Origin of the sequence: Microbacterium sp. M3, assembly GCF_033548675.1 — a bacterium.
Lineage (GTDB): Bacteria > Actinomycetota > Actinomycetes > Actinomycetales > Microbacteriaceae > Microbacterium > Microbacterium arthrosphaerae.
The window spans coordinates 276,594-294,668 of sequence record NZ_JAWTZT010000002.1; the positions used below are offsets into that span (position 1 = coordinate 276,594).

Here is an 18,075-nt window from a genome sequence, read left to right on the forward strand (position 1 = left end):
GTCCCGGAAGGTACGTGCCGCGACGGCTTCAGCCCGCGTCGCGATGTCTCTCCCACCACGAGGCGGCGGCTGCCCGGCCGGGAAGACCGGCCTTCTCGTACACCGATGAGAGGTGCTTGCGGACGGTGCGCTCGGTGATGAAGAGCCGCGAGGCGATCTGCGCGTTCGTCCAGCCGGCTGCCATGAGGGTCAGCACCTCGGCCTCGCGCCGGGTCGGCTCTTCTCGGACGCGCGTCGTCTCCCCGCGATCCCCGTGCGCGGAGGTTCCGGTGTCGGTCAGGGCGGCGAGCTGATCGAGGGCGTGCTGCATCGCACGGCTGTAGCGGAAGGCTGCGGAGACCGGCTGCTGCAGTCGACTGAGCGCCAGCACCTCGTCGTCGGAGAAGTCGCGTCCCGCTCGATTCAGGCCGAAGAAGACCACCGCGTCACGGCCGGTGTAGAGGGTGGCGCCCAATGAGTACCGCCCGCTCCAGGGGCTGTGCATCGCCCACCACGTCTCGGTCGTCCAGAACCACCGGAGGTCCACCTCGTCGCTGATGCGGACCGCCCGCGAGGTGCCCACGCGCTGGTGCGCGATGATTCCCGGGTGGCCGGCGGCGAACGGTGCGGCATATCGGGCTGTCGCATCGGTGCACGCGGGGCCTCCCCCGACCACCACGCCGATACGAGGCTCGGCCGCAGTGCGCCTCATCGTCGTGACGCCGACTCCCCCATCCGCGTCGAAGAGAATCGACAGCTGCTCGGCGAAGACCTTCTCGTCGAACTCGTCGTGGGCGATGGCGTGCGCCGCGTCGATCGCGCACCGCAATGTGGCCCTGTCGTCCATGGCGCCCCCTCAACCCCAGCCGAGGATCCGACGCCACCAGAGTGCCAGAACCGCAGGACCAGGGAAAGAGTGTCGGAAGCGACACCTGCGCGACGGCACCGCGCCTGTCACCATGAGCGCAGGCGGCTCACCCTCGGCTCATGCGATCCGTTCCTTCTTCCGACATACACGAAAGCCGTCCACGCGAACGAAACCATGGACGCGCGCTCCGCGGCCTGACACCCACCCGAGTGATGGATGTCAGAGGCGGTGAGCAGCCGTCGGGGCGGAAGGAGGAACCGCGATGTCTGGATCGGATGCCTCGGCGCACGCTTCCTGGAAGCGCATCGCATCGGTGCTCATCGTCGGCGGCGCTGCGGTGCTGTCGGGCTGCAGCGGTGGCCCTCGGCCGGAGATCGTGCAGACGATCGAGCCCACGACGCCCGTGACGGCGGCCGCCGAGATCGAACGCCCGGACGTGCCACCTCCCCCGGAGCAGCTCACCTTCGCCGCAGGGGCCGAGCTGGATCCGAGCGTCTGGATGGCCGGCTGGCACGCGGAGCCGATCGACATGACCCACGGCTACCCCGTCGTGTACCCGCGCGACGACTGGGAGGAGATTCATTTCGGCGAGGGCTGCGAGGGGTCGCGGTACCACCGCTTCTCGCTGGAGGGCCTTGACCTCACGCTGGATGATCGAACGCTCACCGATCAGTTCCTGGCGCAGATCCTCGAGATGCCGATTGCTGACGTCGCGGAGGGTGGTTCGGACATCACCTACCCCGTGGTCGGGCGGTGGCCCATGGAAGCGGAGTTCCGGGTGCGCGCCGGTGGCTGGACCGACGGCGGCACCTGGCTGGCGGCGGCCCGGGTCTTCGGGGCGCTCGACACGGCCCTCGTCATGCAGCTGAACTGCGAGCCGGGGCCGATGACCGGCGCGACCGGCCAGCAGATGTTCGACCTTCTGCCGACGGTGGTCGGCGAAGATGCGTTCGAGGTCGGGCTCGGCCGCGTCGACTGGAACCTGGTGGAGTCCCTCGACTTCGAGGCCGGCGCGGACCTGGTGGAGTCGTCGGAGGCGCAGTGGGTCGACGGACCATTGATGGAAGACGCCTCCTGGACGTTCGACGACGGTGAGCCCGACGACGGCAGCTGGAGTTTCGCCTCCGTCGACGGAGACTGCACCGCGGACTACGAGCAGTCGCTCCTCGAGGAGCAGGACGGCGACCTCGGCGATCGAGACGCCAGTGACGAACTGCTGGCGCTGTGGCTCGACGATCCCGAAGACATCGCCTTCGCGGTGGACGGGCACTTCGCACTGGGCGTGCCCGGCAACGACCTGCTCACGATGCGACTCATCGAGGGCGAGGATTCGGCGGGCAGGTGGGTCACGGCCGTTCGTGCGCTGGCCGGTCCCCTCTTCGGGTTCGCCGTCTCGGTCACGTGTGCCGAGGGCGATCCGCTCGACGCTCTGGAGTTGCTGATGGCGAAGTCCGCCGTGCAGGTCGTCCCGTGAGTGCTGCGAACCCCCTCAGCTGCCGGTTTTCTCACTGTCAGAGCTGGTGAAGATCGAACAGATGTACTAGGCTCGATTCATGGAGCCAGTCCGATCGAACGGCGATCTCGTGAGTGACCAGCTCCTGCTCCGCGAGTTGTTCCTGGATGCCGAGTGTGCCCAGTTCGAGGCGAATCGGCGCGCCGCGCGGCAGAGCGAGCATCTTGCCGATGTTCTCGACTTTGCGCGCGCCCACCCTGAGCTCTACGTGAACACCGACTTCGATCCGTGCCTGGGCGGAAAGACACCTCCGCTCGGCGGCGATGCCACGCTGGCGGAGCGCTGCGCGGTGCTGGAGGCCTCGTCGCGGCTTCACATCTCGGAAGGTGAAGTCCGTGCGTCGGCGGCAGTGGCGCAGCAAGCGCGTCAGGAGCTCCCTCGTGTGTGGGCGGCAGCGAGGGACGGACGCATCTCCCTGGCGCACGTGAAAGCTGTGCTCGGCCAGATGCCCGCGTTCGAGCGTGAGGCGGCCGCCGTCGACGCGTTCGATCAGCTGATGCGCGATGTCGCGGTCGGCTCCACCGTCGGCAGCACGCGTCGGCAAGCCCGTGAGATCGCCGATCGGCTCACCGCCTGCACGCGGACCCAGCGTCATGCGGCGGCTTTCGCCCGCCGCACCGTCTACGTCGAGGATGTCGCGGACGGCATGTCGTGGGTGTACGCGATGGTCTCGACAGAGCGTGCCCACGCGATCGATCGCGAGCTTTCACTGACGGCGAAGCGGATGCCGGTGGCCCAGCGCGACGGTCGCACGACGGCCCAGATTCGTGCCGATCTCTTCGCCGACCTCCTGCGCGGCGACCCCGTCGAGCGGGTGAAGGCGAAGGTGCTCGTGACCATTCCGCTCGACCGCCTCGCGCCGGAAGCGCGAGCGAGTGTGCGTGACGGGGTCCCGGGCTCACCGGTCGGGGGTCTCGACCTGAACAGCGACTGTCTCATCCCCGGTGTGGGTCCGATCGACGACGCCACGGCCCGGCAGCTGCTGCTCGACGCCGGCGCCTTCACGCGCGTCATCACCGACCCCGTCACCGGGGTCGTCCTGGACATGGACCGGCGAGCACGGCGAGCCACCGGTGCACAACGGGAATGGCTCACGCTGGTGCACGGTACGTGCGCACGCGACGGCTGCGACCGACTCGCCATCGACGGAGACATCGATCATCACTGCGCGTATCACGGTCCGGGTCGCGGCGAGACCGACATCGCCAACCTCGACCCGTTGTGCGATCCCGACCATGCGCTGAAAGACACCACGCTGCTCCGGCATCGCCGGCGGGCAGACGGCAGCGTGCAGATCCGGTTCCCCAGCGGCCACCGCACCAAGAACCCCTTCGCGGGCTTGCGCGAGCGCGTCAGCGCGCTCCTCATGTCGGTTGCGGAACCGCCGGCGACTCCGCCCTTCTGAGCGCCCGGTCGACGAGGTCGGTGGGCCTCAGGAGCCGGAGCGTGAGCTTCAGGACCCGGCGCCGGCATCGGCGACGACGAACGACACCGTCACTTCGGAGGAGTCCAGATCGACGTCCACCGTGGCCGACGACAGTGCGCCGTTGTGCTCCACGGGGCCGAGCTGAGCCGAGTACTGCTTTCCGTCGCCCTCGTGGGCGGCGGAGGTCAGGTCCTCCTCCAGCCGGGCGAGATCCTCGTCCGTCCAGCCCCACGACTCCGCGGCGTCCTGCAGGACCGGGAGCATGGAGAGCCAGTCGCCGTTCGTCTCTCGCACCAGAGCGACCGATTCCACCCGGCCGCCGGCCGTCGTCACCGTGAACGATCGGACGAGATCGACGTAGAACGCGCCGTCGTCGGCGATCACGACCGCCTGCACCGGCGTGAGGGGCTCGAACGTGCGGCTGCCATCCGCCTCCAGGCCGAGCTCGGCGGCCGGAAGCGCGTCCTCCCCCACTCTCACCCGGAGGATGCCCTTGCGGGTGAGGTAGTCCACCCCCGGGTCGGTGAGCATCGACATCCCATCCGACGCCTGCTGGTCGGCGCTGGCGGGCCGGTCGTCGTCGATCCACCACGAGTTCTGCATGAGGAGGGCGGCCACGACGAACCCGACGCAGATGAGGGCGACGATCGAGATCGGGATCCATGACAGCAGGCGACGCCGGGATCGCCTCTGCGTCACAGACTCGGGCAACGCCGCACCTCTCAGACCATCGTCGTGCGCGCAGCGCCCGATCTCCTGCCTTCGACCATAACAAGGCGGCGCCCGAGTGACCGCCGGTGTCCGGCAGGTCGCTCGGGCGCCCCGAGACCACGCGATCAGGAGTTGATCTGCTCCACGACGTCGTCGGCGGATTCCTCGATCGCCTTCCTCAGCTTCTCGTAGTCGTCCGAGTCGATGGCCTTGCTGATGCGCTTGTCGGAGCGCTGCAGCGCCTTCTCCACGCGGTCGGCCCACTTGTCGTCGACCACCGCGACGACAGCCGACGTGCCCGGCGCGAGATAGTCGTCGACGTCGACGCCCAGCTTCTTCTCGTCGCGGTTCTTCTTGATCTTTCCCAGGATCGCGCCGATCCCGGCACCCACGGCGGTCGCCGCCAGCAGCGGCGGGGCGAACAGCCCGACGACGACGCCGGCGCCCGCGCCCCACGCCGCACCGTGACCGACCGACTTGTCGCCGTGCTCCTTCACCTGGACCTTGCCGTCCTTGTCGCGCGTGAGGACGACGGCGCCGATGATCTCGTAGCCGCCGGCATCCTGGCCGCTGCGCAGCGCTTGGTAATCGTCGGATGCCGCCGCCGTGTCGTCGTAGGATCCGACCACCAGTGCGAGGTTCTGGGTGCCCATCGATATCTCCTTCTCGTTGCCGCCGAGGCGCTCGACACGCGTTCGGGGTCCGCGTCGTCGCGGTGCAGCGATCCTATGCCGCCCTCCCCGCCCCTGACGAGACTCTGCGCGACGTCTTCCACGCCGGCCGCGCGACTCCGTCTCACACGGAGTCGAGGTCGATCGCATCGAACGCCGCTGATCGGGCGCCGGCAGCGCGAGAGGATGAGGCTGGTGTCGAAGGAGGAACCCGTGATCGCGATTCTGAACCGCGTCGTCGATCTCGTCGAGCAGAGCCTCGACGAGGACGTCGACATCGCGGCGCTCGCGCGCAGCCTCGGCACCACGGAGTATCACGTCCGGCGGATGTTCTCGTCCCTGGCGGGCATGCCCCTGTCGGAGTACGTCCGGCGGCGTCGCATGACCGTCGCGGCCGCCGACCTGGTCGGCGATGACGACATGCTCCAGATCGCGGTGCGCTACGGCTACGGCTCGACCGAGGCGTTCGGTCGGGCCTTCCGCGCCGTGCACGGCGTCGCTCCCGCGGACGTACGTCGAGCGGGCGGCCCCCTTCGCTCACAACCACAGCTCAGGTTCCGCCTGACCGTCGAAGGGAACTCGCCCATGGACACCCGCATCACCGATCGCCCGGCCTTCCGGCTCGTGGGCCACGCCGCCCGCGTTCCGCTCGTGCACCACGGCGTCAATCCGCACATCCACGCGCACATCGCGGCTCTGCCGGCCGAGGAGCATGTGCGACTCAAGCAGCTGGGCGATGCGGAGCCGGCCGGAATCCTGCAGGTGAGCGCCGACGTCGACCCCGACTATGCCGAGGGCAGCGAGCTCACCTATCTCCACGGCGTGGCGGTGGACGCCGAGACGCCGATTCCCGGCGATCTCGATGCGATCGAGGTCCCGGCCGGGCTGTGGGCGGTGTTCCGCACGTCGGGCGACCATCCCGCCGCCCTGCAGTCGGCATGGGCAGCCACCGCCACCGAGTGGTTCCCGTCGAATCCGTGGCGCCTCAGGCCGGGTCCGTCGATCGTCGCCATCCTCGACCGCTCCCCCGACTTCCGCACCGCGACCTGCGAGCTGTGGCTGCCCATCGAGCGGGCGTGATGCCGGCCACTCACGCGGCTCACGTTCTGGCAGACTTCCGGGATGCCGCACACCGACGCCCTCGCCCGCCTCTGGCCCGCCTCCGCCGTCCGGGTGCGCGCCGGCGACCTCGAGTTGCGCTGGATCGACGACGACATCCTCGTCGAGCTGGCGCAGCTGGCAGGACGCGGCATCCACGATCCGTCTGCCATGCCCTTCGAGCATCCGTGGTCACGCGGCACGGCGGACGAGGTGGCGCGCAGCGTGCTGACGTACCAGTGGGACCACCGCAGTCGGGTGTCACCTGACGCGTTCACGCTGGAGCTGGCGGTGGTGCACCGGGGCGTGCCCGTGGGGATCCAGGGCCTGACCGCGAAGGACTGGCCCGTGCTGCGGCGCGTCACCACCGGCTCGTGGGTGGGTCGTCAGCACCAGGGTCGCGGGATCGGAACCGGCATGCGCATGCTGGCGCTGCACCTCGCCTTCGCGGGGCTCGGCGCCGAAGAGGCGGATTCGGGCGCGTTCGTCGACAACGAGGCCTCCAACGCCGTGTCGCGCCGCGTCGGCTACGCGCACGACGGCGCCTTTCGCGTCGCGCGCGAAGGGGTCCCGGTGGCGCACAACCGCTTCGTCATGTCACGCGAGCGCTGGGAGTCGCTGCGCACCGCGCACGCCGAACGGCTGGGGGCGCCGGTCGAGCTGGCGGGCGTCGAGGCCTTCCGTGCTCAGCTCGAGTCGGCGACGGCCGAGAGCACAGAGCCGAACTCCCTGCAGACATGACTCCGGCCGCGGGCGCCGCAGCGCCCGCGGCCGGAGCGTCCGTCAGAGCCCGGCGGTGTCGTCCGGCGTGCGCGTGGTCCGCCGCGTGACCGACGAGTCGGTCGCGGGGTCCACCGCGGTGTGCGTCACGACGTCCGAACGACGGCGACGCATCATCAGCACGAGGCCGATGAGGAAGATGACGAGTCCGGCACCCATGAGGATGTAGCCGAGCATGTCGAGGTTGACCCAATCGACCTGCACGTTGATCGCGAATGCGATGATCGCTCCGATCGCGAAAAGCACGATTCCTGCGCCGATGCTCATGCGAAGCTCCTTTCGCGGGGCGCTTCCGCCCCTCCCCTCACGCGGGACGGGTTCGTCCCGCTCTACAGGCTGGCCCACCTCCCGCGGCGCGCGCAGGGTCTTGACAGACGAGGGATGCGTGGGCAAGGGCTCGCTCTTCGGCGCGGGTCGCGGCGGCCTTTCGGGGCGCGGCCGCGGGGGCTGAGGCATCCGTCGCCGTGACTATCGTGGAATGGTGCACAGCCTCTCCCGTCCTCGCGCGACGGGACCCGGGGCACGCGCCTGGGCGATCTGGACGGTCGGCGTCGCCGCCTACGTGCTCGCCATCACCAACCGGTCGTCGCTGAGCGCGGTCGGTGTGGACGCGGCCGCACGATTCGATGCGGATGCCGCGACCCTGTCGCTCTTCGCCGTGGTGCAGCTCGCGGTCTATGGCGGGATGCAGATCCCGATCGGCGTGCTGCTCGATCGCTACGGCGCGCGGCCGATCATGACGATCGGCATGCTGCTGATGGCGGTCGGGCAGCTGACCATGGCCCTCTCCCCCAGTGTCGGCGTCGCGATCCTCGCCCGCATGCTGCTGGGCGCGGGCGACGCCGCGGTCTTCCCCGGCGTGCTGCGGCTGATCGCGACGTGGTTCCCCGCCCAGCGCGGGCCGATCATGGTGCAGCTCACCGGCATCGTCGGTCAGGCGGGCCAGCTCGTCGCCCTCATCCCGCTCGCAGCGCTCCTCCACGCCACGTCATGGACCGTCACGTTCGGCAGCATCGCAGGGCTCGGCGTGCTGTTCGCGATCCTCGTGTTCCTGCTCATCCGCAACCACCCGCCCGACCGCGACGAAGACGTGTCGGTCGACACCGACACCGGGGCGATCCGCGTCGTGACTTCATCCGTCGACACCGGCGTCGGCATCCGCGCCGCCTGGGCGCACCCGGGAACCCGGCTGGCGTTCTGGTCGCACTTCACCACGCCGTTCGCCGGCACTGCGTTCGTGCTGCTGTGGGGCATGCCGTTCCTCACCGCCGGCGAAGGGCGAACGACGGCCGAGGCGGCCTCGATCATGTCGCTGTACGTCGTCGTCGGCATGGTGCTCGGTCCTATCGTCGGCGAGCTGTCGCGGCGGATCCCCCACCTGCGCTCGCGTGCGCTGGTGCTGCCGACGATCGCGGTGCAGGCGACGGCCTGGCTCGCCGTCATCGCGTATCCCGGTCCCGCGCCGCTGTGGCTGCTCCTCGCGTTGGCGGTCGCGCTGGCGACCGGAGGCCCGGCGTCGATGATCGCCTTCGACCACGCGCGCACCCACAACCCCTCGCACCGGCTCAGCACGGCTACGGGCGTGACCAATGCCGGCGGCTTCCTCGCCGCGCTCGTCGCGATCCTCCTCATCGGCCTCGCGCTCGACCTGCAGGGGGCCGGCACACCCGAGACCTACAGCCTCGACGCGTTCCGCCTCGCCTTCCTCATGCAGGTGCCGCTGTGGCTGCTGGGCAGCGCGTTCATCGTCATCGAGCGCAAGCGGACCCGGGTCCGCCTCGGCATGGATCCGCCGCGCGCGCCGCGACGACCGCGGCGCTGACGTCACCCGCCGCCCTGGCCGCAGGTCACCGGCGCCCCGAGGGCGTCGCGCCCGGCGTCGCGCGCGGGACGCGGCATCCGCTCGCTACTGTGGAGCTGTCCGGCTCGACGAGGTGCCGGCGCGAAAGGACGCCCGTGCCCGATCCGCTCGCCGTCTCCCCCGAGGTCCGTGATGCGCTCGCCGCGGGCGCGCCGGTGCTCGCGCTGGAGTCCACGATCTTCACGCACGGACTCCCCCGGCCCCGCAACCTCGACGTCGCGATGGAGGCCGAGGCGCGCGTGCGTGCGCTAGGCGTCGTCCCGGCGACCATCGGCATCGTCGAAGGGCGACCCACGGTCGGACTCACCGTCGACGAGATCGCGCGGCTCTCGACGGCGGACGGCGTGGTCAAAGCGAGCCTGCGCGACGTGCCGGTCGCGGCGGTGAAGGGACGCAACGCCGGCACCACCGTCGCCGCCACGGGGCATCTGGCGTCTCAGGCCGGCGTGCGGGTGTTCGCCACGGGCGGTCTCGGCGGCGTGCACCGCGGCGCCGCGCAGACCTTCGACGAGTCGGCGGATCTTCCCACCCTCGCGGGCCTGCCGCTCGTCGTCGTGAGCGCCGGGGTCAAGTCCATCCTCGACATCCCGCTCACCCTCGAGCGACTCGAGACGCTCAACCTGACCGTGGTGGGCTATCGCACGACGGACTACCCCGGCTTCTACGTCGCCGACTCCGGACACGACATCGAGTACCAGGTCGACTCGCCCGCAGAGATCGCAGCGATCGTCCGGACGCGCGACGGCCTCGGCATCGTCTCCACCCTCCTCATCGCCAACCCGCTCCCCTCCGAGCGGCAGCTCGATCCGGCGCTGCACGACGATGTGCTCGAGCGCGCGCTCGCCGCGGCCGACGCGCAGGGCGTCGCCGGCCACGACACGACGCCGTTCCTGCTGGACTTCCTGCAGCGCGAGACCGACGGCCGCAGTCTCGACGTCAACGTCGAGGTCTATCGGGGCAACGTCGAGCTCGGCGCACGCATCGCGATCGCGCTGGCCGGCACCGCGTGACGCTCGTCGTGATCGGCGATCTCGTCGCCGACCTCATCGTCCTGGGCGGGGCGGCTCTCGAGCGCGGCACCGACAATCCCGCGGAGGTGCGCCTCACGCGGGGTGGGAGCGCCGCGAACGTGGCGGTGGCGGCGGCGCCGCGGCATCCCGCCCGCTTCATCGGACGCGTCGGAGACGACACCCTGGCGCGCGCCCTCGTGCTCGAGCTCGAAGCGGCAGGTGTCGACGTGCGCGTGCAGCGCGACGGGCGCACCGGCTCGATCGTGGTGCTGGTGGACGCCGTGGGCGAGCGCACCATGATCACCGACCGCGGGGCCGCCGCCGAGCTCGACGAGATCGATCCGTCGTGGCTGGACGACGCCGGGTGGGTGCACGTGCCGCTGTACGGCCTCGCCGAGGCGCGCTCACGACGGGCGGTGACGGATGCCGCGACCCGCGCTGCGGGCGACGGCGCCCGGGTCAGCCTCGATCTCTCGAGCGTCGCGACGCTGCGGGCGATGGGCGCCGCGGGGCTGCGGTCCGCGCTCGCGGCGCTGCGTCCCGACGTGGTGTTCGCCAACGAGGACGAGGCGCGCGTCGCCGCGGAACTCGGGGTGCGGCCGGCGCCACGCGGGGTGTACGTGGTGAAGCGCGGCGCGGAACCGGTGCTCGTGACGACGGCGGATGCGACGAATGAGGTGCCGGTCGTGCGGGTGGACGACGTCCTCGACTCGACGGGCGCGGGCGACGCCTTCGCCGCCGGGTACATCGTCGCCGCCCTCGCCGGCTCCGACGCGCGCGAGAGCGCCCGGGCGGGCAGCGTGCTCGCGATGGGAGCGCTGCGCCGCCCGGGCGCGCTGTAGGCGTCGGGTGCGCCGCTCAGGCCCGCTGAAGGTCGGCGAGCACGCGCTCGATGTCGTCGATGAAGGAGTTGTAGCCCTCGATCGTCGCGGCCACCTGCTCGTCGGTGAAGTCGGAGCGGTCCTGGCGGATGGTGAGCACGGTGCCGCCGTCGGACTCCTCGAGGTCGAAGAGCACGGGCAGGCCCGCGTCGTCGCCCGGCTGGTCGGTGAGGGTCATCGCCAGGTGCGACGGCGGCTCGACGACGTGGTACTCCCCCGCCCAGTCGATGCGGTTGCCGTCCGGGAGCAGCATGACGGCGCGGAAGGCGCCCCCCGGCCGCACGTCCATGGTGAGGCTCTCCTGCGGGACTTCCACGGCGGCGGTGCCGAACCAGACGGCGAAGTGCTCGGGCTTCGTCAGCGCCTCGAATACCAGTTCGCGCGGCGCGCTCAGCTCGCGGGTGACGGTGAAGTACTCGGTCATGATGGTTCTCCTTCTCGGTGTGAGGCGACGGATTGCGCGTCGCCGTGCGGTCGGCCCAGCTGCTGCAGGGCATTGAGGTACTGGTCGAGGGCGCCCAGGCTGTCTTCCCAGAAGCGGGCGTACCCGCCGATCCAATCGGATGCCGCAGCCAGCGGTCGTGCGTCGAGGCGGGCCGGCCGGTACTGCGCGTTGCGGCCACGCGTCACCAGGCCCGCTCCCTCGAGCACGCGCAGGTGCTTGGACACCGCGGCGAACGTCATGTCGAACGGCTCGGCGAGCTCTCCGACGGTCGCCTCGCCCTCGCTGAGGCGGGCGAGCATGGCCCGGCGCGTCGGGTCGGAGAGGGCCGCGAACGTGCGGCTCAGTGCGTCGGTCATGGGCCACCTCCGGTATTCAACCCATTGGTACAGTACCGGATGGTTGAATGGGCGTCAACGATGTCGGTCGGTGCGTCTAGCGTGGCGTCATGCCTCGCGTCATCTTCTACACCGCCACCACGCTCAATGGATTCATCGCCGACGACCACGACTCGCTCGACTGGCTGTTCGCCGCGCCGGGCGGAGAAGGCGGCGACCAGGACTTCCAGCAGTTCCTCTCCGGGATCGGAGTGCTCGTGCAGGGATCGTCGACCTACCGCTGGGTGGTCGAGCACGAAGACCTCGTCGCCCATCCCGAGAAGTGGCCGGTCTACTACGGCGACCGTCCCACCTGGGTGTTCACGAGCAAGGAGCAGCCGGTCGTCCCCGGGGTCGACGTGCGCTTCGCGTCGGGCGACGTCCGCGAGGTCTGGCCGCAGATCCGCGAGGCCGCCGGAGAGCGGGACGTGTGGATCGTGGGCGGCGGCGATCTGGCGGGACAGTTCGCCGACGCCGGCCTGCTCGATGAGCTCCGCGTCTCGGTCGCGCCGGCGACGCTTCCGTCGGGGAAGCCGCTCCTCCCCCGCAGCCTCGGTGCCGACCGCCTGGAACTGACGGACGTCCGGCATGCCGGGGCCTTCGCCGAGCTCACCTACCGCGTCACGAGCGGCGCCGTCTGAGCAGCCGGCGGCCGCCGGACGTCAGGGCCCGGACGGGGCGAACGCCGTCCACTGCCCGAACTTCGCCGCCCGCCCGTCGCCCGACGACGTGCCGGTGAGGCGGCGCCGCACCCACGGTCCGACGTGCTCGCGGTAGTAGGCAGCGCCGCGGGTGCCCGCAGCGGGCAGCGGCGGCAGCGACCACCAGGTTGCGGGCGGTTCGAGCCCGAGGGCGTCGAGCACCCGCGCGGCGACGCGGTGGTGCCCGCGGGAGTTCATGTGCAGCCGGTCCTCCGACCAGTACGGCGGGCTCGCGAGCTCGGTGTCGAACCAGTTGTACGCCGGCACGATGTCGGGTCGCGACGCGAGGTGCGCCTGCACGGCGTGCGAGAGCAGGTCGCCGCGTCGCTGGATCACGCGTCGCAGCGGCAGTTGGGCCGTGGGGTTGGCGCCCGAGAGCACGATGAGCTGCACCCCCTCCTCGTCGCACCGGCGCAGCACCGTCTCGAACGCCATGACCACCCGCGCGACGCTCGTGCGGGGGCGCAGCATGTCGTTGCCGCCGCCGTTGAACGACAGGTGGGTGGGCTTCAGGGCCAGCGCGGGCTCGAGCTGCTCCTCGACGATCGGCCAGACGAGCTTGCCGCGGATCGCGAGGTTGGCGTACTCCACCGTCTCGCCGGAGGCGTCGGCCCAGCCCTGCGCGACGAGGTCGGCCCAGCCGCGCACGTGCCCATCGGGGAGCTCGTCGCCCACGCCCTCGGTGAAGGAGTCGCCGATCGCGACGTATCGAACGGATGCCACGGGCTCCAGCCTACGACCGCACGCGGCCCTGCGATCACCGGTCGTCCAGGGCGGCTCCCCGCCGGTCGACGAGACCCCACGCGGCCCCGGCGGCGATCGCGAAGAAGACGGCGAAGACGACGAACAGCACCGGCGCGCCGCCCGCGAGCAGCAGCGGCGGCACCGTGAGCGGCGCCACGATCGACGCGATGCGGCCGACGCCGGCCGCCCATCCCGACCCGGTCGCCCGCAGCGACGTGGGGTACATCTCGGGCGTGACGGCGTACAGCGCGCCCCACGCGCCGAGGTTGAAGAACGACAGCGCCATGCCTGCGGCGATGACGGCGCCGGGTGACCCGGCCGTGCCGAAGAAGATGGCGGAGGCGGCCGAGCCGACGAGGAACACCGACAGTGTGGTGCGCCTGCCCCACACCTCGATGAGCCACGCCGCCACGGCGTAGCCCGGCAGCTGGGCGAGGGTGATCAGCAGCGTGAACCCGAACGAGCGCACCAGGTCGTATCCCTGCGCGACGAGGATCGACGGGATCCAGATGAAGGCGCCGTAGTACGAGAAGTTGACGCAGAACCAGACCAGCCAGAGGCACGCGGTCCGCACCCGGAACTCGCGCGACCACAGCGCACCCAGGCGCTGCCCGAGCGACGCGGCCGCTGCCGGAGGGACGGTCGGCCGGCCCGGTGCGGTCACGGGGGCGACCCCCGCGGCGTCCTCGAAACGGCGCACGACGGCGTCGGCCTGCGTGAACCGTCCGCGGCGCTCGAGCCACCGGGCGGACTCTGGCAGCCCCCAGCGCACGACGAGCGCGTACACCGCCGGGATGGCCCCGAGCGCGAACGCCCAGCGCCACCCGTCGGCGGATGCCGGGATCACCAGGTAGCCGATGAGCGCCGCGAGCGTCCACCCCACCGCCCAGAACGCCTCGAGGATCACGATCAGGCGCCCCCGCATGCGGGCGGGAGCGAATTCGCTGACGTACGTGCTCGCGACCGGAAGCTCGGCCCCGAGACCCAGCCCGACGAAGAAGCGCAGCACCAGCAGGGCTGCCAGCCCGCCGACGAGCGCACTCGCCCCCGTCGCGAGGCCGTAGACCAGGAGCGTCAGGGCGAACACGTGCCGCCGTCCGAACCGGTCCGCGAGGAGACCGCCGACACTGGCCCCGATCGCCATCCCGACGAAGCCGATCGACGCGATCCACGCCGTCTCCCCGGGGGCGAGGCTCCACTGCGCCGCGAGCGCGGCGATGATGAACGAGATCAGGCCGACGTCCATCGCGTCCAGCGCCCAGCCGATCCCCGAGCCGGTCAGCACGCGCAGGTGCACCCGCGTGAACGGGAGCCGATCGAGGCGCTCCGAGAGCGTCGGAGCCGCGGCGGGAGCGGCGTCGGAGCCGAAGGCGGGGCGGGACGAGGCATCCGTCATAGCGTCATGGTACGGATGCCGGAGCCCGGCCGGGCGCTACGACAGCATGTCGCGCACGCGCGGGACGACCTCGGTGCCGAAAAGCTCGATGGAGCGCATCATCTTCTCGTGCGACAGCGTGCCCGTCGAGAACTTCATGTCGAAGCGGGACGCGCCGAGCGTGCGGACGGTGTCGGCGATCTTCCGCGCCACCGTCTCGGGCGACCCCACGTACAGCGCGCCCTCGGGGCCGACATCATGCTGGAAGCGCAGGCGGTTGTACGTCGGCCAGCCCCGCTCCCGGCCGATCGAGTTGTTCATGGCCTCGAACCCCTCGTACGCCTCGTCCCAGGCCTGCTGGTCGGTCTCGGCGACGTGTCCGGGCGAGTGGACGCCGACCGGCAGCGGCGGCTGGTCGAAGGTGTCGAGCGAGCGGCGGTAGAGGTCGGCGAAGGGACGGAAGCGTCCGGCAGGGCCGCCGATGATCGCCAGCATCAGTCCGTAGCCGTAGCGGGCGGCGCGCACGGCCGACTCCGGGGTGCCGCCGACTCCGACCCACGCGCGCAGGCCGTTCTCGGTCTTCGGGAAGACGTCCACTGCGTCCAGCGGCGCGCGCAGGTTGCCGCTCCACGTGACGGGCCGCTCCGTGAGCAGCTGCGAGAACAGCTCCAGCTTCTCGTCGAAGAGCGCCTCGTAGTCGCGCAGGTCGTAGCCGAACAGCGGGAACGATTCGATGAACGAGCCGCGGCCGAGGATCACCTCGGCGCGCCCGCGTGAGACCGCGTCCAGCGTCGCGAACCGCTCGAACACACGCACCGGGTCGTCGCTCGACAGCACCGTCACCGCCGTTCCCAGGCGGATCCGCTCGGTGCGGGCCGCGGCCGCGGCGAGCACGATCTCGGGACTCGAGACCGCGAACTCGCGCCGGTGGTGCTCCCCCACGCCGAAGAACGACAGGCCCACACGATCGGCGAGCACCGCCTGCTCGACGACGTTGCGGATGGTCTGGGCGTCGCTGAGCAGGGCGCCGGTGGCGTCACGTGTCACGTCCCCGAAAGTGTCGAGGCCGAGTTCGATGCCGGCGAGGTCGGTCGAGTCCATGGAATCCTCCGTCTATTCATGTGCATGAACCTCGGCGCCGATCATCGCATTCCCGCGACGACGCGACGCGGCGAGCGTAGCGTGGTCGCATGGCTCTCTTCGCCGATCGCCGCGACGCGGGGCGACGGCTCGCCGCGGCGCTGACACCGTGGCGGGGAACGGATGCCGTCGTCCTCGGCATCGCCCGCGGCGGCGTCGTGGTGGCGGCGGTGGTCGCGCACGAGCTCGGGCTGGCGCTCGACGCGGTGGTGGTGCGCAAGCTCGGTGCGGCGGGCCACGAGGAGTTCGCGGTCGGAGCCATCGCCGACGGCGTGCGGATCGTGACGCCGGGAGCCGTCCGCTGGGCCGGCATGACTCCCGACGACGTGGCGCGCGTGGAGACGGCCGAGCGCGAGGAGCTGATGCGGCGAACGGATGCCTACGGCTCTCGCTCGGCCGACCTCACGGGCCGGACGGCGATCGTGGTCGACGACGGGGTCGCGACGGGTGCGAGCGCCCTGGCCGCCTGCCAGGCGGTGCGCACACGGAACCCCGCGCAGGTCGTGCTGGCGGTTCCGGTGGCACCCGACCGATGGGAGGCGCCGGCCGACGCCGTGGACGAATACGTCTGCCCGCATCGCGAGCCGGACTTCTGGGCCGTCGGCCAGTACTACGACGACTTCTCGCAGACCACCGACACGGAGGTCAAGGCGCTGTTGCGGGGAGACCTCGCCGCCGGTCGTTGAGCGAGCAGATCCCCGCCGGTCGTTGAGCGAGCGCATCCAGGCGAAACGCACCGCCGCACGTCGCCCAACGACCGGAACGAGGCTCAGCGCGACAGTGCCATCCGGAGCGTGTCGAGGCCCACGCCGCCCACGTCGAGCGCCCGCTTGTGGAACTCCTTGATGGAGAAGGCATCGCCCTCGCGCTCGGCGACCTCGTCGCGCAGCTGCTCCCAGATGCGCTGGCCCACCTTGTACGAGGGTGCCTGCCCCGGCCATCCGAGGTAGCGGTTGACCTCGAAGCTGACGAACTCGGGGGGCATGTTGACGTTGCGCATCATGAACTCGAGCGCGAAATCGGCGTCCCACGCGCCCTGGCCGTCGGGACGCTCCTTCTCGAGGTGCACCCCGATGTCGAGCACAACGCGAGCGGCGCGCATGCGCTGGCCGTCCAGCATGCCGAGACGGTCGGCGGGATCCGACAGGTAGCCGAGCTGCTCCATCAGCCGCTCGGCGTAGAGCGCCCACCCCTCCGCGTGGCCCGACGTTCCGGCCAGGAGGCGACGGTAGGTGTTGAGCTGGGCGCGGTTGTAGACCGCCTGGGCGATCTGCAGATGGTGGCCGGGTACGCCCTCGTGATAGACCGTCGTGAGCTCGCGCCAGGTGTCGAACTCCTCGACGCCCTCGGGCACCGACCACCACATGCGGCCCGGACGCGAGAAGTCGTCGGTCGGGCCGGTGTAGTAGATGCCGCCTTCCTTCGTGGGCGCGATCATGCACTCGAGCTTGCGGATCGGCTCGGCGATGTCGAAGTGGGTCTTGCCGAGCTCGGCCACCGCGCGGTCGCTGGTCTCCTGCATCCACTTCTGGAGCGCATCGGTGCCGAACAGCTTGCGGCTCGCGTCCTGCTCGAGGAACGCGACCGCCTCCTCGACGCTCGCGCCGGCCTTGATCTCGTGCGCGATCGACTCCTGCTCGGCGACCATGCGCGCGAGCTCTTCGACGCCCCACTCGTAGGTCTCGTCGAGATCGATCGTCGCACCCAGGAACCGCTGCGAGTGCAGCGCGTACAGCTCGCGGCCGACGGCATCCTTCTCGGTCGCGACAGGAGCCAGCTCGTCGGCGAGGAAGGCCGCGAGCTCGTCGTAGGCGACGCGCGCCGCGTTGGCGTTGTCAGCCAGGTCGCGCGCCAGCGAGGCGGGGAGCTGACCCTCTTCGGGAGCCGCCTCGGCGGCGAACGTCGAGAAGAACCCGCCGTCGGCGGTGTAGCGCGCGATCTGCGTCACGACCTCGGTGACCTGGCGACGCGCCGGCACGACGCCCTGCGAGATGCCCTCGCGCAGGGTGGCGATGTAGCCGTCGACGGCACCCGAGACCGCGCCCAGGCGCGTGGCGATGACCGACCAGTCATCGGGGGTCGCCGTCGGCATGAGGTCGAAGGCCGAGCGGATGTTCTGCGCGTGCGACGCGATGACGTTCAGATCGCGCAGGTGCCACTTGGCGTCGTGCAGGTCGAGCGCGAGCTGGATCTCGCGCGAGAGGTCGTCCTTGGTCACGGCGTCGACGTCATCGTCGGCGGTCGCGGCCTCGAGCGCTGCCAGGGTCTTGCGGCCCTCTGCGACCAGCTGCTCCTGGCCGGCGGGGCTGTAATCGCCGAACCGGTCGTTGTACTCGGACCGTCCGATGTAGGTCGCGAGCGTGGGCTCGAGTTCGGCGAGGGTGTCGACCCACGCATCAGCGATCTTGTCGATCTGCGTGGGCGTCCGGGTTTCGTCTGTCATGCTTCCGAGCCTAGAGATGAGACCGGATGCCGACAAACGAGGTCCCGGGTTCCGG

Annotated in this window: 19 protein-coding genes; 9 read left to right on the forward strand and 10 right to left on the reverse strand. The window is 70.9% G+C overall.

Annotated elements, in window-relative coordinates; translation table 11 throughout:
- Positions 1-28 precede the first annotated feature (28 nt).
- Positions 29-826, reverse strand: coding sequence for a helix-turn-helix transcriptional regulator (locus R8Z57_RS06630; RefSeq protein WP_318352990.1), 798 nt, complete (start codon positions 824-826; stop codon positions 29-31).
- 283 nt (positions 827-1,109) lie between these two features.
- On the opposite strand from R8Z57_RS06630, the gene R8Z57_RS06635 reads away from it, so the two are divergent.
- Positions 1,110-2,321: a hypothetical protein gene (locus R8Z57_RS06635; RefSeq protein ID WP_318352991.1), complete on the forward strand. Its 1,212-nt coding sequence runs from the start codon at positions 1,110-1,112 to the stop codon at positions 2,319-2,321.
- A 79-nt stretch (positions 2,322-2,400) separates the two neighbouring features.
- Entirely contained in the window at positions 2,401-3,765 is a 1,365-nt protein-coding gene (locus R8Z57_RS06640) for a DUF222 domain-containing protein (protein WP_318352992.1), read from the forward strand.
- A 48-nt stretch (positions 3,766-3,813) separates the two neighbouring features.
- Here the strand turns inward: R8Z57_RS06640 and R8Z57_RS06645 are convergent, their stop codons facing one another.
- Positions 3,814-4,485 carry a hypothetical protein gene (locus R8Z57_RS06645; RefSeq protein ID WP_318352993.1) on the reverse strand — a complete coding sequence of 224 codons (672 nt, stop codon included), beginning with the start codon at positions 4,483-4,485 and terminating at the stop codon, positions 3,814-3,816.
- A 137-nt stretch (positions 4,486-4,622) separates the two neighbouring features.
- Positions 4,623-5,150: a DUF1269 domain-containing protein gene (locus R8Z57_RS06650; protein ID WP_318352994.1), complete on the reverse strand. Its 528-nt coding sequence runs from the start codon at positions 5,148-5,150 to the stop codon at positions 4,623-4,625.
- Positions 5,151-5,381: 231 nt separating this feature from the next.
- Here R8Z57_RS06650 and R8Z57_RS06655 point away from each other — a divergent pair, with 231 nt between their 5' ends.
- Both R8Z57_RS06655 and R8Z57_RS06660 read left to right on the forward strand, forming a co-directional pair.
- Positions 5,382-6,248, forward strand: a complete 867-nt coding sequence (locus tag R8Z57_RS06655; protein ID WP_318352995.1) for an AraC family transcriptional regulator — start codon at positions 5,382-5,384, stop codon at positions 6,246-6,248.
- A 42-nt stretch (positions 6,249-6,290) separates the two neighbouring features.
- Positions 6,291-7,007, forward strand: a complete 717-nt coding sequence (locus R8Z57_RS06660; protein WP_318352996.1) for a GNAT family protein — start codon at positions 6,291-6,293, stop codon at positions 7,005-7,007.
- Positions 7,008-7,049: 42 nt separating this feature from the next.
- On the opposite strand, the gene R8Z57_RS06665 is transcribed toward R8Z57_RS06660, so the two are convergent.
- Positions 7,050-7,313 (reverse strand): DUF6458 family protein, encoded by a 264-nt coding sequence (locus R8Z57_RS06665; protein ID WP_318352997.1) that lies wholly within the window; start codon positions 7,311-7,313, stop codon positions 7,050-7,052.
- 211 nt (positions 7,314-7,524) lie between these two features.
- Here R8Z57_RS06665 and R8Z57_RS06670 point away from each other — a divergent pair, with 211 nt between their 5' ends.
- The 3 genes from R8Z57_RS06670 (at position 7,525) to R8Z57_RS06680 (ending at position 10,759) form a co-directional block, all read left to right on the forward strand.
- Positions 7,525-8,868 carry an MFS transporter gene (locus R8Z57_RS06670; RefSeq protein ID WP_318352998.1) on the forward strand — a complete coding sequence of 448 codons (1,344 nt, stop codon included), beginning with the start codon at positions 7,525-7,527 and terminating at the stop codon, positions 8,866-8,868.
- Positions 8,869-9,002: 134 nt separating this feature from the next.
- Positions 9,003-9,917: a pseudouridine-5'-phosphate glycosidase gene (locus tag R8Z57_RS06675; protein WP_318352999.1), complete on the forward strand. Its 915-nt coding sequence runs from the start codon at positions 9,003-9,005 to the stop codon at positions 9,915-9,917.
- Entirely contained in the window at positions 9,914-10,759 is an 846-nt protein-coding gene (locus R8Z57_RS06680; RefSeq protein ID WP_318353000.1) for a carbohydrate kinase family protein, read from the forward strand. Before R8Z57_RS06675 ends, R8Z57_RS06680 begins: the two co-directional genes overlap by 4 nt.
- Before the next feature lie 16 nt (positions 10,760-10,775).
- Here the strand turns inward: R8Z57_RS06680 and R8Z57_RS06685 are convergent, their stop codons facing one another.
- Entirely contained in the window at positions 10,776-11,222 is a 447-nt protein-coding gene (locus R8Z57_RS06685; RefSeq protein ID WP_318353001.1) for an SRPBCC domain-containing protein, read from the reverse strand.
- Positions 11,219-11,599, reverse strand: coding sequence for a metalloregulator ArsR/SmtB family transcription factor (locus R8Z57_RS06690; protein WP_318353002.1), 381 nt, complete (start codon positions 11,597-11,599; stop codon positions 11,219-11,221). Before R8Z57_RS06690 ends, R8Z57_RS06685 begins: the two co-directional genes overlap by 4 nt.
- Before the next feature lie 89 nt (positions 11,600-11,688).
- Between R8Z57_RS06690 and R8Z57_RS06695 the strand changes: the two genes are divergently transcribed.
- Positions 11,689-12,258, forward strand: a complete 570-nt coding sequence (locus R8Z57_RS06695) for a dihydrofolate reductase family protein (protein WP_318353003.1) — start codon at positions 11,689-11,691, stop codon at positions 12,256-12,258.
- A gap of 21 nt (positions 12,259-12,279) precedes the next feature.
- Here the strand turns inward: R8Z57_RS06695 and R8Z57_RS06700 are convergent, their stop codons facing one another.
- From R8Z57_RS06700 to R8Z57_RS06710, 3 genes are read right to left on the reverse strand one after another with little or no spacing between them, the layout of a single operon-like run.
- On the reverse strand, positions 12,280-13,041 hold the full coding sequence (locus tag R8Z57_RS06700; protein ID WP_318353004.1) for an SGNH/GDSL hydrolase family protein: 762 nt from the start codon (positions 13,039-13,041) through the stop codon (positions 12,280-12,282).
- Between the two features lie 34 nt (positions 13,042-13,075).
- Entirely contained in the window at positions 13,076-14,458 is a 1,383-nt protein-coding gene (locus R8Z57_RS06705) for an MFS transporter (RefSeq protein WP_318353005.1), read from the reverse strand.
- A gap of 36 nt (positions 14,459-14,494) precedes the next feature.
- Entirely contained in the window at positions 14,495-15,538 is a 1,044-nt protein-coding gene (locus tag R8Z57_RS06710) for an LLM class flavin-dependent oxidoreductase (RefSeq protein WP_318353006.1), read from the reverse strand.
- Between the two features lie 89 nt (positions 15,539-15,627).
- Between R8Z57_RS06710 and R8Z57_RS06715 the strand changes: the two genes are divergently transcribed.
- The gene (locus R8Z57_RS06715) at positions 15,628-16,263 is read left to right on the forward strand and encodes a phosphoribosyltransferase (protein WP_318353007.1); all 636 of its coding nucleotides are present in this window, start codon (positions 15,628-15,630) and stop codon (positions 16,261-16,263) included.
- 83 nt (positions 16,264-16,346) lie between these two features.
- On the opposite strand, the gene R8Z57_RS06720 is transcribed toward R8Z57_RS06715, so the two are convergent.
- Positions 16,347-18,020, reverse strand: coding sequence for a DUF885 domain-containing protein (locus R8Z57_RS06720; protein ID WP_318353008.1), 1,674 nt, complete (start codon positions 18,018-18,020; stop codon positions 16,347-16,349).
- Between the last annotated feature and the right edge of the window lie 55 nt (positions 18,021-18,075).

Excerpts from the sequence above, each read along its gene's own strand:
- R8Z57_RS06630 (WP_318352990.1), bottom strand. The coding sequence starts at position 826 with ATGGACGACAGGGCCACATTGCGGTGCGCGATCGACGCGGCGCACGCC.
- R8Z57_RS06635 (WP_318352991.1), top strand. The coding sequence starts at position 1,110 with ATGTCTGGATCGGATGCCTCGGCGCACGCTTCCTGGAAGCGCATCGCA.
- R8Z57_RS06640 (WP_318352992.1), top strand. The coding sequence starts at position 2,401 with ATGGAGCCAGTCCGATCGAACGGCGATCTCGTGAGTGACCAGCTCCTG.
- R8Z57_RS06650 (WP_318352994.1), bottom strand. The coding sequence starts at position 5,150 with ATGGGCACCCAGAACCTCGCACTGGTGGTCGGATCCTACGACGACACG.
- R8Z57_RS06660 (WP_318352996.1), top strand. The coding sequence starts at position 6,291 with ATGCCGCACACCGACGCCCTCGCCCGCCTCTGGCCCGCCTCCGCCGTC.
- R8Z57_RS06665 (WP_318352997.1), bottom strand. The coding sequence starts at position 7,313 with ATGAGCATCGGCGCAGGAATCGTGCTTTTCGCGATCGGAGCGATCATC.
- R8Z57_RS06670 (WP_318352998.1), top strand. The coding sequence starts at position 7,525 with ATGGTGCACAGCCTCTCCCGTCCTCGCGCGACGGGACCCGGGGCACGC.
- R8Z57_RS06685 (WP_318353001.1), bottom strand. The coding sequence starts at position 11,222 with ATGACCGAGTACTTCACCGTCACCCGCGAGCTGAGCGCGCCGCGCGAA.
- R8Z57_RS06690 (WP_318353002.1), bottom strand. The coding sequence starts at position 11,599 with ATGACCGACGCACTGAGCCGCACGTTCGCGGCCCTCTCCGACCCGACG.
- R8Z57_RS06695 (WP_318353003.1), top strand. The coding sequence starts at position 11,689 with ATGCCTCGCGTCATCTTCTACACCGCCACCACGCTCAATGGATTCATC.
- R8Z57_RS06705 (WP_318353005.1), bottom strand. The coding sequence starts at position 14,458 with ATGACGGATGCCTCGTCCCGCCCCGCCTTCGGCTCCGACGCCGCTCCC.
- R8Z57_RS06710 (WP_318353006.1), bottom strand. The coding sequence starts at position 15,538 with ATGGACTCGACCGACCTCGCCGGCATCGAACTCGGCCTCGACACTTTC.
- R8Z57_RS06715 (WP_318353007.1), top strand. The coding sequence starts at position 15,628 with ATGGCTCTCTTCGCCGATCGCCGCGACGCGGGGCGACGGCTCGCCGCG.
- R8Z57_RS06720 (WP_318353008.1), bottom strand. The coding sequence starts at position 18,020 with ATGACAGACGAAACCCGGACGCCCACGCAGATCGACAAGATCGCTGAT.